The 16,603-nt window shown below is 70.3% G+C and carries 14 protein-coding genes and 1 pseudogene; 7 read left to right on the plus strand and 8 right to left on the minus strand.

Features of this window, described 5'->3' with window-relative positions; genetic code table 11:
• Positions 1-64: 64 nt before the first annotated feature.
• Together FVE89_RS04210 and FVE89_RS04215 are read right to left on the minus strand one after the other, a co-directional pair.
• Entirely contained in the window at positions 65-739 is a 675-nt protein-coding gene (locus FVE89_RS04210) for an aldolase (RefSeq protein WP_160532887.1), read from the minus strand.
• The gene (locus FVE89_RS04215) at positions 736-1,743 is read right to left on the minus strand and encodes a LacI family DNA-binding transcriptional regulator (protein ID WP_160532888.1); all 1,008 of its coding nucleotides are present in this window, start codon (positions 1,741-1,743) and stop codon (positions 736-738) included. The genes FVE89_RS04210 and FVE89_RS04215 overlap by 4 nt, the downstream gene beginning before the upstream one ends.
• Before the next feature lie 350 nt (positions 1,744-2,093).
• Between FVE89_RS04215 and FVE89_RS04220 the strand changes: the two genes are divergently transcribed.
• The 5 genes from FVE89_RS04220 to denD all read left to right on the plus strand — a co-directional run bounded on the left by FVE89_RS04220 (position 2,094) and on the right by denD (position 7,917).
• On the plus strand, positions 2,094-3,416 hold the full coding sequence (locus FVE89_RS04220; protein ID WP_160532889.1) for an MFS transporter: 1,323 nt from the start codon (positions 2,094-2,096) through the stop codon (positions 3,414-3,416).
• 177 nt (positions 3,417-3,593) lie between these two features.
• Positions 3,594-4,508 carry an L-threonate dehydrogenase gene (ltnD, locus tag FVE89_RS04225; protein WP_160532890.1) on the plus strand — a complete coding sequence of 305 codons (915 nt, stop codon included), beginning with the start codon at positions 3,594-3,596 and terminating at the stop codon, positions 4,506-4,508.
• A gap of 206 nt (positions 4,509-4,714) precedes the next feature.
• The gene (gene otnI, locus FVE89_RS04230; protein WP_160532891.1) at positions 4,715-5,497 is read left to right on the plus strand and encodes a 2-oxo-tetronate isomerase; all 783 of its coding nucleotides are present in this window, start codon (positions 4,715-4,717) and stop codon (positions 5,495-5,497) included.
• On the plus strand, positions 5,494-6,768 hold the full coding sequence (gene otnK / locus FVE89_RS04235) for a 3-oxo-tetronate kinase (RefSeq protein WP_160532892.1): 1,275 nt from the start codon (positions 5,494-5,496) through the stop codon (positions 6,766-6,768). The genes otnI and otnK overlap by 4 nt, the downstream gene beginning before the upstream one ends.
• A 171-nt stretch (positions 6,769-6,939) precedes the next feature.
• Positions 6,940-7,917 carry a D-erythronate dehydrogenase gene (gene denD, locus FVE89_RS04240; RefSeq protein WP_160532893.1) on the plus strand — a complete coding sequence of 326 codons (978 nt, stop codon included), beginning with the start codon at positions 6,940-6,942 and terminating at the stop codon, positions 7,915-7,917.
• 14 nt (positions 7,918-7,931) lie between these two features.
• On the opposite strand, the gene rlmN is transcribed toward denD, so the two are convergent.
• The 6 genes from rlmN to recQ form a co-directional block, all read right to left on the minus strand.
• Positions 7,932-9,206, minus strand: coding sequence for a 23S rRNA (adenine(2503)-C(2))-methyltransferase RlmN (gene rlmN / locus FVE89_RS04245; protein ID WP_160532899.1), 1,275 nt, complete (start codon positions 9,204-9,206; stop codon positions 7,932-7,934).
• A 166-nt stretch (positions 9,207-9,372) separates the two neighbouring features.
• A complete protein-coding gene (gene grxD, locus FVE89_RS04250; protein ID WP_012318124.1) occupies positions 9,373-9,711 on the minus strand; it encodes a Grx4 family monothiol glutaredoxin in 339 nt (112 codons plus the stop codon).
• A 14-nt stretch (positions 9,712-9,725) separates the two neighbouring features.
• Entirely contained in the window at positions 9,726-10,601 is an 876-nt protein-coding gene (locus tag FVE89_RS04255) for a DUF29 family protein (protein WP_160532894.1), read from the minus strand.
• Positions 10,602-10,624: 23 nt separating this feature from the next.
• Positions 10,625-10,861, minus strand: coding sequence for a BolA family transcriptional regulator (locus FVE89_RS04260; protein WP_007568343.1), 237 nt, complete (start codon positions 10,859-10,861; stop codon positions 10,625-10,627).
• Between the two features lie 25 nt (positions 10,862-10,886).
• A complete protein-coding gene (gene purL, locus FVE89_RS04265; RefSeq protein ID WP_160532895.1) occupies positions 10,887-13,112 on the minus strand; it encodes a phosphoribosylformylglycinamidine synthase subunit PurL in 2,226 nt (741 codons plus the stop codon).
• An 823-nt stretch (positions 13,113-13,935) separates the two neighbouring features.
• Positions 13,936-15,774 (minus strand): DNA helicase RecQ, encoded by a 1,839-nt coding sequence (gene recQ / locus FVE89_RS04270; RefSeq protein WP_160532896.1) that lies wholly within the window; start codon positions 15,772-15,774, stop codon positions 13,936-13,938.
• A gap of 108 nt (positions 15,775-15,882) precedes the next feature.
• Between recQ and FVE89_RS04275 the strand changes: the two genes are divergently transcribed.
• Together FVE89_RS04275 and FVE89_RS04280 are read left to right on the plus strand one after the other, a co-directional pair.
• Positions 15,883-16,119, plus strand: a complete 237-nt coding sequence (locus FVE89_RS04275) for a type II toxin-antitoxin system VapB family antitoxin (protein ID WP_160532897.1) — start codon at positions 15,883-15,885, stop codon at positions 16,117-16,119.
• A pseudogene (locus FVE89_RS04280) lies at positions 16,119-16,530 on the plus strand (type II toxin-antitoxin system VapC family toxin). The gene FVE89_RS04275 and the pseudogene FVE89_RS04280 overlap by 1 nt, the downstream one beginning before the upstream one ends.
• Positions 16,531-16,603 lie beyond the last annotated feature (73 nt).

Raw genomic sequence — 16,603 nt, forward strand, 5'->3', positions numbered from 1 at the left:
TCTCCCGACCCCTGCTGACGCAGGGGTCTCCCTCCCCCGCAGAGGGGGGAGGGAGACCCGCGCCTCATCCGTGATCGTGATGCCCGTCGGTCTCCGGCAGGGTCAGCCCGAAATGGCGCACCAGATCGGCTACCTGCCCGGGGCTGAGCTGCCGCGGGTTGAGGTTGCGCAACAACAAATAAAGCTTGGCGGTCTCCTCCAGCTCCTCGGTGGCGAAGACCGCGCCCTCCAGGCTGTCGCCGGCCACCACCGGGCCGTGATTGGCGAGCAGCACCGCGCTGTACTTGCCCGCCAGGCCCCGGATCGCGTCCGCCACCGCCGGGTCGCCCGGGCGGTAATAGGGCACGAGCGCCGTGCCGCCGGTGCGCATCAGGTAGTAGGGCGTCAGCGGCGGCAGCACCTGACGCGGGTCGATCTCCGGCAGCATCGAGACCGCCACCGCATGGGTCGAGTGCAGGTGGACGATGGCCTTGGCCTCGCTCCGGCTCTCGTAGAGCGCGCTGTGCAGCGGGATTTCTTTCGTCGGCTTATCCCCCGAGATCAGGCGGCCGTTCTGATCCAGCCGCGCGATCCGCGCCGGGTCGAGGAAGCCGAGCGACGCGTTGGTCGGCGTCACCAGCCACCCGCCATCGGGCAGGCGCAGCGAGATGTTGCCGGAGGAGCCCGGCGTCAGGCCGCGCTCGAACAGCGAGCGGCCGTAGCGGCAGATCTCCTCGCGCAGCCGGCTCTCGTCGCTCATGCGGTCGCTCCCTCGATCAGCTCGAATCCGAGATCGATTGTTTTCGGACCGTCGCCCGTCAGGCAGGCGGCGGCCTGCCGGCCGATCTCCAGGCGCGGCGTGCGCACCGTCGACAGGGGCTGGGGCATCGCGGCCGCGAAGTCGAGCCCGTTGAAGCCGAACAGCGCGAGTCGCCCCGGCACCGCCACGCCCGCCGCCAGACAGGCGAAGTAGCCGCCGAGCGCCATGTCGTCGTTGGAGAAGTAGACCGCGTCGAGATCCGGATGACGCGCCAGCAGCTTTTCGAGCCCCACCCGCCCCGAGGTCGGCGAGGACGGCCCCGGTCGGATTTCCTTGGCCCGGAGCGCCAGGCCCGCCTCCCCGAGCGCGGCCTCGAACCCGGCGAGCCGCTTGCCCGCCCGCAGGTCGACCGCGAGATCGTGGCCGAGATAGCCGATCCGGCGGTAGCCGCGGGCCACGAGATGGCGGCCGCTCGCCGCCCCCACGGCCCGGTTGGAGAAGCCGACCACGGCGTCGATCCCCGCCCCGTCCGTGTCGATCATCTCGACCACCCGCACCCCCCCCGCCCGCGCCAGGGCGACGGTGCCGGGATTGTGCTCCAGCCCGGTGAGCAGCAGCGCCGCCGGGCGCCAGGACAGGAGCGCGGCGGCGAGCGCCTCCTCCCGGTCCGGATCGTAATCGCTGACCCCGATCACGCAGGGGATGCCCTCGGCATCGAGCGCCGCGGTCAGCCCGCGCAGCAGGTCGGGGAAGACCACGTTGGCAAGCGACGGGATCACGACCCCGACGAGCCGCGCGCTCGCCCCCTGGCCGGCGAGGCTGCCGGCGAGCCGGTTCGGCACGTAGCCGAGGCGGGCCACCGCCTCCGCCACCCGCTCGCCGGCGCGCTTGGAATAGGAGCCGTGGTTGCGCAGGACCCGCGAGACCGTGCTCTCGCCGAGCCCGGCCGCGCGGGCGACATCGGTGAGGGTGACGAGCCGCCCCGGCGGCTGGATGTCGTCCATGGCCCCGCTCTCCCGGCACGGATTTTTTGCGACGGCCCTCGCTCCTCCCACCCACACCCTCATCCTGAGGTGCCCGCGCTAGCGGGCCTCGAAGGAGGGCTCCAGAAAGCGCTGCGATCCCTGGAGAGCTCCTTCGAGTCCTCCGCTGCGCTCCGGCACCTCAGGATGAGGGGTTCGATGGGAAGACCGTCCTCGGCAATCCATCTCTGACATAGCGGCCTGCATTATCTCGCACAACCAGATTGGCAGCGCTGCCAAAAGACGATATGGCACCGGCTCAGCGCCGCCCCACGAGCGGCGAAGATCACTATTCGTCCGTACTGGAGAGGTGCGGGCACGGGAGAACGCCCATGCCGGTCCAAGCCGCCCCGTTGGGGGGCGCCACCGCAGCCGCGGACGAGAAATCCTTCGCCGACCGCACCTACGCGAAGGTCTTCTGGCGGCTCGTGCCGTTCCTGATGCTCTGCTACGTGGTGGCGTATCTCGACCGGGTGAATGTCGGCTTCGCCAAGCTCCAGATGGCGCAGGAGCTGAAGTTCTCCGAGACCGTCTACGGCCTCGGCGCCGGCATCTTCTTCCTCGGCTACTTCCTGTTCGAAGTGCCCTCGAACGTGATCCTGCACCGGGTCGGCGCCCGGGTCTGGATCGCCCGGATCATGATCACCTGGGGGATCATCTCCGGCGCCTTCCTGTTCGTGAACTCCGAGTGGAGTTTCTACGGGATGCGCTTCCTGCTGGGCCTCGCCGAGGCCGGCTTCTATCCGGGCGTGATCCTCTACACCACGTCGTGGTTCCCGGCGCATCGCCGCGCCAAGGTGATCGCGGTGTTCATGGCGGCGATCCCGATCTCCGGCATCTTCGGCAACCCGCTCTCGGGCTGGATCATGGACGCGTTCAACGGCGCCCACGGCCTGTCGGGCTGGCAGTGGATGTTCCTGATCGAGGCGGTGCCGGCGGTGCTGGTCGGCATCGCGGTGTTCCTCTACCTCGACAACCGCCCCGCCGAGGCCAAGTGGCTGAGCGAGTCCGAGACGCAGCTCCTCGAGCGCGACATCGCGGCCGACAACCAGGGCAAGGAAGCGAGCCCGCACTCGATCGCCACCGTGTTCCGCAACGGCCGCGTGTGGTTCATGAGCCTGATCTACTTCGCCTTCGTGACCGGCCAGTACGGGCTCACCTTCTGGATGCCGACCATCGTCAAGGCGTCCGGCGTGCAGGGCAACTTCAACATCGGCCTGATCAGCGCCATCCCGTTCCTGTGCGCGGCCATCGTGATGGTCCTGCTGGGCCTCTCCGCCGACCGGATGCGCGAGCGCCGCTGGCACCTGATCATCCCCGCGCTGATCGGTGCGGCCGCCTTCGTGGTCTCGGCCAATGCCGGTTCGACGACGCTCGCCATCGCGGCACTCTCGGTGGCGGCGGCCGGCGTGCTGACCTGCTCGCCCCTGTTCTGGTCGCTGCCGACGGCGTTCCTGAGCGGCGCGGGCGCGGCGGCCGGGATCGCGCTGATCAACTCGGTGGGGAATCTGGCGGGTTTCGTCAGCCCCTACGTGATCGGGGCATTGCGCGACGCCACCGGCAGCACCGCCGCCGGTCTCTACGCGCTCGCCGCCATGCTGGTGGTCGGCGCGGTCTGCGTGTTCGTCACGCCGGCCCGGATGGTCAACCGCTGAGGCCTTTCCCCTCCCCCTTGTGGGGAGGGGCCAGGGGTGGGGGTGGCGCAGGAGGCACCGCATCGACCCATCCTGAACCACCCCCACCTCCAACTCCTCCCCGCAAGGGGGAGGAGAGCGCGTCGAGCGTGATGACGGGGCGCAGACAGACTGCCTGTGGAATCCAAGAGGCCTCCCATGACCACCGACACCTCCACCCGCCGCGCCGCGGTGATCGGCCTGGGCTCCATGGGCTCTGGCATGGCTGGCTCGCTCCTGCGGGCGGGCTTTTCCGTGACGGCCTGCGACGTGAACCCGGAGGCGGTGGCCCGCTTTGAAGCGGCCGGCGGCCGGGGGGCCGCGAACCCGGCCGAGGCGGCGCGGGAGGCCGACGTGGTGGTGAGCGTCGTCGTCAACGCCGCCCAGACCGAGGCCGTCCTGTTCGGCGCGGACGGCGCCGCCGCCGCGATGCCGGAGGGCGCGGTGTTCGTCTCCTCCGCCACCATGGATCCGGCCATCGCCCGCGCCCTCGCGGCACGGCTCGAGGCCACGGGCCGCCACTACCTCGACGCCCCGATGAGCGGCGGCGCCGCCCGCGCGGCGGATGGCGGCCTGACCTTCCTGGCCTCGGGTTCGGCGGAAGCCTTCGCCAAGGCGCGCCCCGCCCTCGATGCCATGGCGGGCACGCTCTACGAGCTCGGCGACGCGGCCGGCCAGGGCGCGGCCTTCAAGATGATCAATCAGCTGCTCGCGGGCGTCCACATCGCCGCCGCCTGCGAGGCGATGGCCTTCGCGGCCAAGCAGGGGCTCGACCTCGCCCGCGTCTACGAGGTGATTACCAAGTCGGCGGGCAATTCATGGATGTTCGAGAACCGGGTGCCCCACATCCTCGACGCCGATTACAGCCCGAAGAGCGCGGTCGACATCTTCGTCAAGGATCTCGGCATCGTGCAGGACATGGCCCGGGCCGAGAAGTACCCGGTTCCGGTGGCGGCCGCGGCGCTGCAGATGTTCCTGATGGCGTCCGGCGCCGGCATGGGCCGGGACGACGATGCCTCCGTGGCGCGGCTCTACGCGCAGGTCTCGGGGGCGACGCTGCCGGGCCAGGCTTGAGGAAGCCTGATCCCACCCTCCCCCTCATCCTGAGGTGACCGCGTTAGCGGGCCTCGAAGGAGGGCTTCAGGGAGCGCGCGGCTGGCTGGAGGGCTCCTTCGAGGCCTCCGCTCCGCTGCGGCACCTCAGGATGAGGTGGGTCGGTTGGATGACGGTCCGCTTGGCGGATCGAACGGGTGACGAGAATCGGGCAGGAGTCCTAAAGAATGCCGCGCTTTGCCGCCAACCTGAGCCTGATGTTCAACGAGGTGCCGTTCCTCGACCGGTTCGAGGCCGCGGCCGAGGCCGGGTTCGATGCCGTCGAGTTCCTGTTCCCCTACGAGCACCCGCCCGAGGCCATCGGCGAGCGGCTGCGGGCGCATGGCCTGACCCAGGCCCTGTTCAACCTGCCGCCAGGGGATTTCTCGAAGGGTGAGCGCGGCTTGGCGGCGTTTCCTGAGCGGTTCGATGAGCTGAAGGCCGGCGTCGACACCGCGCTTCGCTACGCCGAGGCGACCGGTGTCGGCAGGCTCCACCTGATGGCGGGTCTCGCCCCCTGGAACGACCCGCGCGCCATCGACTCCTACCGCCGGGCCGTCACATGGACCGCGGAGCGGCTGGCGCCGGCCGGCCTCGACCTCGTCCTGGAACCGATCAACGGCCGGAACATGCCGGGCTATTTTCTCAACGACTTCGGCCGGGCGGCTGACCTGATCCGTGAACTGGCCCTGCCGAACCTGAAGCTCCAGTTCGACCTCTACCATTGCCAGATCCTGCACGGCGACGTGACCATGCGGCTGCGCGCCCTGATGCCGCTCATCGGCCATGTCCAGACCGCGAGCGTGCCCGAGCGGCACGAGCCCGGTACCGGCGAGATGGCCGACTTTTTCCTGTTCGACGAGCTGGACCGGCTCGGCTACCGCGGCTTCGTCGGCTGCGAGTACATCCCGGCCGCCGACACGGTCGCGGGCCTCGGCTGGCTCGCCGCCTACAGAGGGAACGCCCGATGAGCCTCGCCCTGGGATGCGTCGCCGACGACTATACGGGCGCCTCGGACCTCGCCAACACCCTGACCAAGGCGGGCCTGCGCACCATCCAGACCATCGGCGTGCCGGCCGATGATCGCGCCCTGCCGGAGGCCGACGCGGTGGTGGTGGCGCTCAAGAGCCGCTCGATCCCGGCCGATCAGGCCGTGGCGCGCTCCCGCGCGGCGGAGGCCTGGCTGCGGGCCCGGGGCGCGGCCCACGTGATGTTCAAGGTCTGCTCGACCTTCGACTCGACCGATGCGGGCAATATCGGCCCTGTGATGGACGCCCTGCGGGCAGAGGCCGGCGAGGCCATCGCCCTCGTCACGCCGGCCTTCCCGGAGACCGGGCGGAGCGTCTACCAGGGTAACCTGTTCGTCGGGTCCGTGCCGCTGAACGAGAGCCCGCTCAAGGACCACCCGCTCAACCCGATGCGCGACGCCAACCTCGTGCGCGTGCTCGCCCGCCAGAGCGCGAGCCCCGTCGGGCTGATCGACACAGCCACGGTCGCGAAGGGCGCGGAGGCCGTAGCTGCCCGCCTCGACGCGCTGGCCCAGGAGGGCAAGGGCGCGGCCATCGCGGATGCGATCTTCGACAGCGATCTCGAAGTGCTCGGCCGGGCGATCGTCGGCCGCAAATTCTCGGTCGGGGCCTCCGGCCTCGGCCTCGGCCTCGCCCGCGCGCTGGTGGCCGACGGGCGCGGCACGCAGGACGCCGCAGGCGCCGCCGTCGGCGAGCTGGTGGGGGGAGCCTCCGCCTGCCTCGCCGGCAGCTGCTCGCAGGCCACCCTCCAACAGGTCGCTGCCGCGGAGGCGATCATGCCGGTGCTGCGCCTCGACCCGGCGCGGTTGCTCGCGGGCGCCGACGTGGTCGCCGAGGCCCTGGCCTTCGCCGAACAACGCCTCGCCGCCGGCCCGGTGCTGATCGCCACTTCGGCGGCCCCCGAGGCGGTGCGCGCGCTGCAGGCCCAGCACGGGGTCGATGCGGCTGGCCACGCCATCGAGGCGGCGCTGGCGGCCATCGCCGAGGGCCTCGTCGCCCGCGGCGTCCGCCGGCTCGTGGTGGCGGGCGGCGAGACCTCCGGAGCGGTGGTCGACCGGCTGGGGCTCACCGCCTTCCTGCTCGGGCCGGAGATCGCCGCAGGCGTTCCGGTCCTGCGCACCGCCGGCCGGTCCGAGCCGATGCTGCTCGCCCTGAAATCCGGCAATTTCGGCGGCGCCGACTTTTTCGGCCGCGCCCTCGACATGATGCGGTGACGGGGTTTCCAAAGGGACCGAGTCCCTTTGGTGGGGTGTCGGGGTGAAACCCCGACGCACGGATCCTCCACCCCCTCGCAGGGGGTGGAGGATCCGTACCGCATGGCTCTGCCCTGCACCCGCCAAAGGACTCGTCCTTTGGAATCCCATGACGTTTTTCGGGAGGATTTCATGCACGCCCTGATTCTCGGCGCCGCCGGCATGATCGGCCGCCGCCTCGTGGATGCCCTGGTGACGGACGGCCGGGTCGGCGGGCAGACGCTCACCGCCCTCACCCTGCTCGACGTGGTCCCGCCATCCGCACCCGCGGGCTTTTCCGGCCCGGTCCGGGCGGAGGCCGCCGACCTCACGGTGCCCGGCGCCGCCGAGGCCGCCATCGCCGAGCGGCCGGGGGTGATCTTCCACCTTGCCGCGGTGGTCTCGGGCGAGGCCGAGGCCAATCTCGAACTCGGCTACCGGGTCAATCTCGACGGCACCCGGCTCCTCCTCGACGCGATCCGCGCGGCCAATGCGGCGGACGGCTACCGGCCCAAGCTCGTCTTCACCTCGTCGCTCGCGGTGTTCGGGCCGCCCTTCCCCAAGGTCATCCCGGACGATCACATCCTGCGCCCGGCTTCGTCGTACGGGGTGCAGAAGGCCATGGGCGAGCTGATGCTCGCCGATTACGCGCGCCGCGGCTTCCTCGACGGGATCGGCCTGCGCCTGCCGACCATCTGCGTGCGGCCGGGCAAGCCCAACAAGGCGGCCTCGGGCTTCTTCTCAGGCATCATCCGCGAGCCGCTCGCCGGCCAGGAGGCGATCCTGCCGGTGCCCGACACGGTGCGGCACTGGTTCGCCAGCCCCGCGGCGGCGGTGGGCTTCCTCGTCCATGCGGCCGGGCTCGACCTCGCGGCGATCGGGCCGCGGATCAGCCTGACCATGCCGGGGGTCTCGGCGACGGTGGCGGAGGAGATCGAAGCCCTGCGCCGCGCAGCGGGCGACAAGGCCGTGGCCCTGATCCGGCGCGAGCCCGACGCCACCATCGCGCGGATCGTCGGCTCCTGGCCGGAGGCGTTCGCGCCGGAGGCGGCTTTGGCCCTGGGCTTCCGGGCGGACGAATCCTTCGACGCGATCGTGGCTCAGCACGTGGCCGAGTTCCACGGCGGCTGAGCCTCAGGGCCGGTTCAATCGTCGGCGCCGGCGTAGAAGCTCTCCACGCCGATGCCCTCCTCCTGCATCAGCCGGGCGCGGGCGCGCAGCTTCTCGGTCTCGCTCTTGAGCTGGCCGCAGGCCGCCAGGATGTCCCGGCCGCGGGGCGTGCGTACCGGCGAGGCGTAGCCAGCGTTGAACACGATCTCGGAGAAGCGCTCGATCCGGTCCCAGTCGGAGCATTCGTAGCGGCTGCCCGGCCACGGGTTGAACGGGATCAGGTTGATCTTGGCCGGGATGCCCTTGAGCAGGCGGACCAGCTCGCGCGCATCCGCGTCCGAATCGTTGACGCCCTTCAGCATCACGTATTCGAAGGTGATCCGGCGGGCGTTGCTCAGGCCGGGATAGGCCCGGCACGCCGCGAGCAGCTCGGCGATCGGGTATTTCCGGTTGAGCGGCACCAGCTCGTTGCGCAGGTCGTCGCGCACGGCGTGGAGCGAGATCGCCAGCATGGCGTTGGCCTGCTCGCCGAGCCGCGGGATCTGCGGCACCACACCCGAGGTCGAGACCGTGATCCGGCGACGGGACAGGCCGAGGCCCTCCTGGTCGGACATCACCCCCACCGCGTCGACCACGGCGTCGAGGTTGTAGAGGGGCTCACCCATGCCCATGAACACGATGTTGGTGACGAGCCGGCCGACCTCGCCGGAGCCGCCGGCGTCGCGGCTCGGCATCTGGCCGGGCCAGTCGCCGAGCTCGTCCCGGGCGGTGACGAGCTGCTGCACGATCTCGGCCGACGAGAGGTTGCGCACAAGGCGCTGGGTGCCGGTGTGGCAGAACGAGCAGGTGAGGGTGCAGCCGACCTGACTCGACACGCAGAGCGTGCCCCGGTCCGGGCCTGGGATATAGACGCACTCGATCTCGGCGCCGCGGTTGTGCTCCTGCCGGTTGGTCGGCGCCATGCGCAGCAGCCACTTGCGGGTGCCGTCGCGGGAGACCTGCCGGCTCGCCACCTCGGGCCGCTCCAGGGTGAAGTGCTCGGCGAGCTGCGCCTTCAGTGCCTTGCCGACATTGGTCATCTCGGCGAAGTCCTGGGCTCCGCGGAAATTGACCCAGTGCCAGACCTGGCCGGCGCGCATCCGGCTCTCGCGCTCGGGCACGCCCATGCCGATGAGCTGCGCCTTGAGGGCATCGCGGGTCAGGCCGACCAGCGAGGGCCGGCGGCCGGGCAGCGCCTCGGGGAGGAAATCGGGCGCCTTCTCGATCGCGGCATCGGCCGCGCGGGCGCTGTCGAGCGACGGGCTCGCCATGGCGTTCAAACGATCCATACGATTGGAAAGGGTCTGATATAGGCGATCGCGGCGGCGAATGCGAATGCACGCCGGCGACGGGTGACCGCCCCCCGCTCGGTCCGGACGCCGCGCACGAAAAAGGGCGCCCGCAGGCGCCCCGATCCGTTCGTCCGGTCCGGAAAAATCAGGCGGCGGCGGTCTTCACCGGCACGCCCTTCTCGGACAGGAAGGTCTGCAGCTCGCCCGACTGGAACATCTCGCGGGTGATGTCGCAGCCGCCGACGAACTCGCCCTTCACGTAGATCTGCGGGATGGTCGGCCAGTTCGAGAAGGCCTTGATACCCTCGCGGATCTCCTGGTCGGCCAGGACATTCACGCCCTTGAACGGCACGCCGAGGTAGTTGAGGATCTGCACCACCTGCCCCGAGAAGCCGCATTGCGGCATCTGCGGCGTGCCCTTCATGAACACCACCACGTCCTGGGAGGCGATCTCGTTCTGGATGGTCGTGTTGACGTCGGTCATCGGGTCCCTCGGGTTTATTCGGTTGGCTTCATATCGACGGTCCCGGCCAGCTTCTCAAGGAGGCCGACGACGCGCAGCGTGCCCGTGGTCAGATCCTCGTAGCTGAACGGACATTCCTGCGGCAGGTCCCGCGGTACGCGGATCGCGTATTCCGATAGGCCGGCAGCTGCATCGGACACGCCGCGCCGCCAGGCCGCATTCAAGTCGATCAACCGACGCATGGACGGCTTCGCCTCGTGGGCGATCCGGAGCAGAAACGCGTCGATCTCGATCTGCCAGCGGTTGCGACTGGGCGCATTCGGATCGGACAGAAGTTTCACGAGATGCTCGAAAACCAGCTCCATCTTGCGGACCACGCCGCTGACTTGCGAGCGGCCCACGTAGAGGAGCTCCTCGATGATGTTCTGCCAGTCGATCTGGCGCGACAGAGGATCGGATCGCTCCGCGAGCCGCGCGAGCAGGGCGACCTGTTGATGGCACCACGCGACGGTGTCGCTGTCGATCAGGTCGGGCTGCTCGCGTCGCAGTTCGGCGTTCTCGTGGATATCGCGCGCACGCTGCACCGCGGCGGGAGCATCCGTGCGCTCGGCGAGCAACCGATCAAGCCAAGCGTCGACACCGCCGTCCGCATCCCACGCATAATTCCCGAGGGCGGCTGGGATCGCGCTGCGATCGATCGAACCATCCGACCCGGCTATCCTCGGCATGGCCTCGAATAGGCGCTCATGGAGGCCGATCGAGAAATCTTCGGGGGCGACGAGATGGCGGACGCCTTCGAAGAGGGACGGCTCATCCAGTACGGTGCCAAGCAGTTCGCGTTCCCAGGCGAGGGTTTCCCCCCAGGTCGGTGGCCGTATGCGTTCGATGACGACAGACGGTTTGAGACTCATCGCGACGCCTGAGGGTCTTCTCCTCAATCCTGCGGGACGCCCGTGGTTAGCGCAAGGGCGTGGAGCACCCCGCCCATCCTTCCCTGGAGGGCGCCGTAAACCATCTGGTGCTGCGCCACCCGGGTCTTGCCCTTGAAGGCCGCCGACAGGACCGTGGCGGCGTAATGGTCGCCGTCGCCTGCGAGGTCGCGGATCTCCACCTGCGCGTCCGGCAGGGCCTCGCGGATCATGCGCTCGATCTCGCCCGCATCCATCGGCATCGGGGAACTCCTGGGCTTGAAGGGATCAGGACGCAGGCGCCGCCGGCTGGCTCGCCATGTAGGCGGGCAGCCAGCCCTCGTGCGCCGCGGACAGCTCGGCGAGCGATATGGTCTCGCCGCCCGGTAGGGTCAAACGGTCGGAGCCCGCCACGCCGACAGACGCCGCCGCCACGCCCTGGGCCGCGGCGGCCGAGAGGAGATCGGTGGCCGCCTCCGGCCGCACCGCCAGCAGGTAGCGGCCCTGGTCCTCGCCGAACAGGTAGGCGTGGGGCGGCAGGTCCACCGGCACGTCGGAGAGCGCCGCGCCGATCCCGCCCGCCATCGCCATCTCGGCGAGCGCCACCGCGAGGCCGCCATCCGCGAGGTCGTGGACCGTGTCGACGGTGCCGGCCTGGATCAGGCCGCGGACGAAGTCGCCGTTGCGGCGCTCCAGCGCGAGGTCGACCGGCGGCGGGGCGCCCTCCTCGCGGCCCTCGATCACCGAGAGATAGGCCGACTGGCCGAGCCAGCCCTCGCTGGCGCCGATCAGCACCAGCACGTCGCCCGCGCGCTTGAGGGCGATCGTCGCGTGGCGCGCCACGTCGTCGAGCACGCCGACGCCGCCGATGGTCGGGGTCGGCAGGATGCCGACACCGTTGGTCTCGTTGTAGAGCGAGACGTTGCCGGACACGACCGGGAAATCCAGCGCCCGGCAGGCCTCGCCGATGCCCTGGAGGCAGCCGACGAGCTGGCCCATCACCTCGGGCTTTTCTGGGTTGCCGAAGTTCAGGTTGTCGGTGATGGCAAGCGGCTTGGCCCCGACCGCCGTGATGTTGCGCCACGCCTCGGCCACGGCCTGACGGCCGCCCTCGACCGGGTCGGCCTCGCAGTAGCGCGGGGTGACGTCGCAGGTGAGCGCGAGGCCCTTCGGCCCGTCCTCGACCCGGACGATCGCGGCGTCGCCGCCGGGCTTCTGGACGGTGTTCCCTAAGATGAAGTGGTCGTATTGCTCGAACACCCAGCGCTTGGACGAGAGGTCGGGGGAGCCGACGAGGCGCTTGAGCGCGTCGGTCAGCGAGGCCGGCGCCGGGACCTCCGAGGCCGCGATCACCGGCTGGTGCGTGTTGGCGAGATGCGGCCGGTCGTAGAGCGGCGCCTCGTCGCCCAGCTCCTTGATCGGCAGGTCGGCCACGGTCTCGCCGTGCCACTTGATGACGAAGCGCAGCGTGTCGGTGGTCCGTCCGATCACCGCGAAGTCGAGGCCCCACTTCACGAAGATCGCCTCGGCCTCGGCCTCCATGCCGGGCTTGAGCACCATGAGCATCCGCTCCTGGCTCTCCGAGAGCATCATCTCGTAGGGGGTCATGCCCTCTTCGCGGGCCGGCACCTTGTCGATGTCGAGCTCGACGCCGAGGTCACCCTTGGCGCCCATCTCCACCGCCGAGCAGGTCAGGCCGGCGGCGCCCATGTCCTGGATGGCAATGACCGCGCCGGACGCCATCAGCTCCAGGCAGGCCTCCAGCAGCAGCTTCTCGGCGAAGGGGTCGCCGACCTGCACGGTCGGGCGCTTCGACTCGGATGCCTCGTCGAACTCGGCCGACGCCATGGTGGCGCCGTGGATGCCGTCGCGGCCGGTCTTGGAGCCGAGATAGACGATCGGGTTCCCGATTCCGGCGGCGGCCGCGTAGAAGATGCCGTCGGTGCGGGCGAGCCCCACCGCCATGGCGTTGACCAGGATGTTGCCGTCGTAGCGCTTGTGGAAGCCGGTCAGGCCGCCGACGGTCGGCACGCCGAAGGAATTGCCGTAGCCGCCGACGCCCGCGACCACGCCCGAGACGAGGGCGCGCGTGCGCGGATGGTCTGGGGAGCCGAAGCGCAGGGCGTTGAGCGCCGCGATCGGCCGCGCGCCCATGGTGAAGACGTCGCGCAGGATGCCGCCCACGCCGGTCGCCGCGCCCTGATAGGGCTCGATGTAGCTCGGGTGGTTGTGGCTCTCCATCTTGAAGACGCAGGCATGGCCGTCGCCGATATCGATGACGCCCGCATTCTCGCCCGGCCCCTGGATCACCCAGGGTGCCGAGGTCGGCAGGCCGCGCAGGTGCTTGCGGGAGGATTTGTAGGAACAATGCTCGTTCCACATGGCCGAAACGATGCCGAGCTCGGTCAGCGTCGGGTCGCGCCCGATCAGGCCGCGGAAGCGTTCGTACTCGTCCGGAGTCAGGCCGTGCTGGGCCACGAGTTCGGGGGTGATCGGAACGTCGTTGCGGAACATGCGAAGGGTCTCGGCAGAGAGCGGCCCGTCCCGGGAGACGCGCGCCGCGGCGAGCCCGAACCGGGCTGGGATCCAGGCTGCCCCGGCTCTAGAGCGGAAGCGCCCACCCTGGCAACATCCGCAGGTATTCCGGCTCGGGGGCTCGGCCGGCGCCGCGTGCCGGGCGCAGATTCCGCGTCCTGCCGGTCAGAGGCCGTGTTGGCGAACCGGCGGCCGGGCGAGGTCGTTCTCCCGGCCGCCCGATCCAGCATTGCGATCCCGAGGAAGCTCGACCCCCACCACCTCGTCGGCCTCGTCCTCGGCGGCGCGGATGCGGTCCGCGAAGGCGCCGAGGCGCGGGGCGACTGCCCGGCCGCGCAGGCGTGGGGGAAGGTGGTGTCGTCCACGAGGTGGCGGACGTAGAGGAGCTTGCCGCGGATCGCCCGCATCAGCCCGCCGAGGATCCCGTCGGCCGGGGGCGGCCCCGCCAGCAGGGACCAGGGCTGCAGCGCGGCCGGCGGCGGAAGGCGGGGCTTCCCGCCAGGACGAGGCTGAGGAGGACGAGCGCCGGATAGATCGCGGGGACGCCGAAGATCACCGTGGAGAAGCGCCGACCCTCCCGCCACAGGCCGGACGCGTAGCCCGAGCGCCACAGCCGCCGGAGCAGGATCGGAACGCCCCGAAGGCGCGCCCCCTCGGATTGCGGGATACGCGCGGACCGTCTTGGAGCGGGGACCCGGCGGGCGCGAAAACGGAAATGATGAGTCGGCCAATTCGGGTGAAGGCGCCCTGCCTACACGAACCGGTCCACTGCGCCGAGGACGATCCTCCCCGGCGCGACGGCTCATTGGGGCGCGGGATGCGCCAGGAACTCGGCGATCGCCGCCACGAACCGCTCGCCATAGGCCTCGCGCTTGCGCTCGCCGACCCCGTGGACCGTACGCAAGGCCCAGAGATCGACGGGCTTCTGCCGGGCCATCTCGATCAGCGTGCGATCGGGAAAGACCATGAAGGCCGCGATGCCCTCGGCCCGGGCGAGCGTCGCGCGCAGGCCGCGCAGGTGCTGGAACAGGGCCTCGTCGGTCTCCGACAGCGCGATCTCCCCGTCCTCCCGGGGCGCGGCGCGGCGCCGCTCGCGGGGCTCCGCCTTCTCGGGGTCCGGGCGGAGCTGGACCGGCTCGCGCCCGTACAGGATCGCCTCGCCTTTCGCGGTCAGGGACAGGCCGCCATAGCCGTCGGCATTCTCGGCGATCGCCCCGCCCGCGAAGAGCTGGCGCAGGATCGCCCGCCACGCCGCCACCGGCTTGTCGGCGCCGACCCCGAAGGTCTTGAGGCTGGTGTGGCCGTTGCGGCGGATCTGCTCGCTCTCCTTGCCGTGGACCACGTCGCAGATATAGGCCGCGCCGAAGCGCTGGCCGGTGCGCACGATCGCCGAGAGGATCTTCTGGGCCGAGACGGTGCCGTCCACCAGGGTGACGCCGCCGCGGCACAGGTCGCAGCGGCCGCAGGGCTCGCTGATCTCGCCGAAATAGGCGAGCAGCGACTGGCGCCGGCAGGTGGCGCCCTCGCACAGGGTGATCATCGCCTCGAGCTTGCGGCGCTCGACCCGGCGGCGCTCGTCGGAGATCTCCTTCTCGTCGATCTGGCGGCGGCGCAGCGCCATGTCGTCGAGGCCGTAGAGGGTGAGCGTGTCGGCCGGCAGTCCGTCGCGGCCGGCGCGGCCGATCTCCTGATAGTAGCCCTCGACGTTGTTGGGCATGTCGGCATGGCAGACGAAGCGCACGTCCGGCTTGTTGATGCCCATGCCGAAGGCGATCGTGGCGGTCATCACCACCCCATCCTCCTGCAGGAACCGGTCCTGGTTCTTCATGCGCGTCGCCTGATCGAGACCGGCATGGTAGGGCAGCGCGTCGAACCCGTCCTTCTTCAGGGTCTCGGCCAGCTGCTCGGTGCGCTTGCGCGACGAGCAGTAGATGATCCCGCTCTCGGACCGCCGGTGCTTCAGGAAGCGCTCGATCTGCCGGGCCGGGTTGTCCTTGGGCTGGAAGGTCAGCCGGATGTTCGGCCGGTCGAAGGAGTGGACGAAGATCTTTGGCGGCCGGCCCTGCGGAAAGAGGCGTTCGGCGATCTCGGCGCGGGTCGCGGCGTCGGCGGTGGCGGTGAGCGCGAGCGTCTGGACGTTGCCGAGCGTCGTCCGGGCGCGGGCGATCTCCCGGTATTCGGGCCGGAAGTCGTGGCCCCATTGCGAGACGCAATGCGCCTCGTCCACGGCCAACCGCCGGACGCCGGCCCCGCGCAGGGCCTCGATGCAGCCCTCCATCAGCAGGCGCTCGGGCGACACGAACAGGAGCCGCAGCTCGCCCGAACGCAGCATCCGCCACGTCTCGCGCGAGTCGGATTCCGTCACGGTCGAGTTGAGGGTCGCGGCCTCGACACCGACGCTCTTCATCTGCTGCACCTGATCGTGCATCAGGGCGATCAGCGGCGAGACCACCACGGTCAGCCCCGGATCGACCAGCGCCGGGAGCTGATAGGTCATCGACTTGCCCGAGCCCGTGGGCATGACGGCGAACACGTCGGCGCCGTCGAGCACCGCGCCGATCACCTCGTCCTGCCCGGGCCGGAAATCCTCGTAGCCGAAGGTCTTCTTCAGTGCGGCGCGGGCCTCGTCGAGGCGGGTCATCGGAATCCTTTGGGACGGTCCGGCCGTCTTGCGGCGGCCAGCTTGCGGCAGCCAGCTTGCGGCAGCGATGTGTAGACACTAGCCTCACGTGTCTACACGGAGGCCGCGATGCCGCTCAACATCCGCAGCGAAGAGGTGAATCAGCTCGCCGAGAAGCTGGCATCGCGGGCCGGCGTGAGCAAGACCGAGGCGGTGCGACTCGCGCTCACGAACGAGTTGCGGCGGAGGGAACAGCACGTGCCCCTCGCGGAACGGCTGAGACCCCTGCTCGATGAGATTGCCGCGGTGCCGCGCACGGGCCTTGAGGCCGACAAGGCCTTCTACGATAGCCTGAACGACGAGTGATGTTCATCGATGCGTCCGCGATGGTCGCGATTCTTGCTGAGGAGCCGGGAGCGGAACTTCTGCTGCGCTGCCTCGACGGAGCGGATGCGCCGATCACGTCCGCGCTCGCCGTTTTCGAGACCGCGACGGCCCTCACGCGCAAACTGAGCCAGGACATGACCGCTTCGGAATCGCAAGTGTTGCGCTTCCTCATGGCGGCCAACATCCGAATCGTGCCCATTGCCGGGCCAGAGAGCGCCGCAGCCCTCGCGGCCCATGCCCGCTCATGCCCGCTACGGCAAGGGCCGCCATCCCGCCCGCCTGAACCTCGGCGACTGCTTCGCCTATGCCTGCGCGCGGGTACATCGCGTCCCGCTGCTCTATGTCGGCGACGACTTCCCGCAGACCGATATCCGCCCGGCCCTCGCCTAAGCTCGACTTTGGCCCATCATGCGGCGTGGCAAAGGGCATAGGCCCAGGGCGCGGGCAAACGGAAGCGGGGTTT

This window comes from Methylobacterium sp. 2A (genome assembly GCF_009806555.1).
GTDB lineage: Bacteria > Pseudomonadota > Alphaproteobacteria > Rhizobiales > Beijerinckiaceae > Methylobacterium.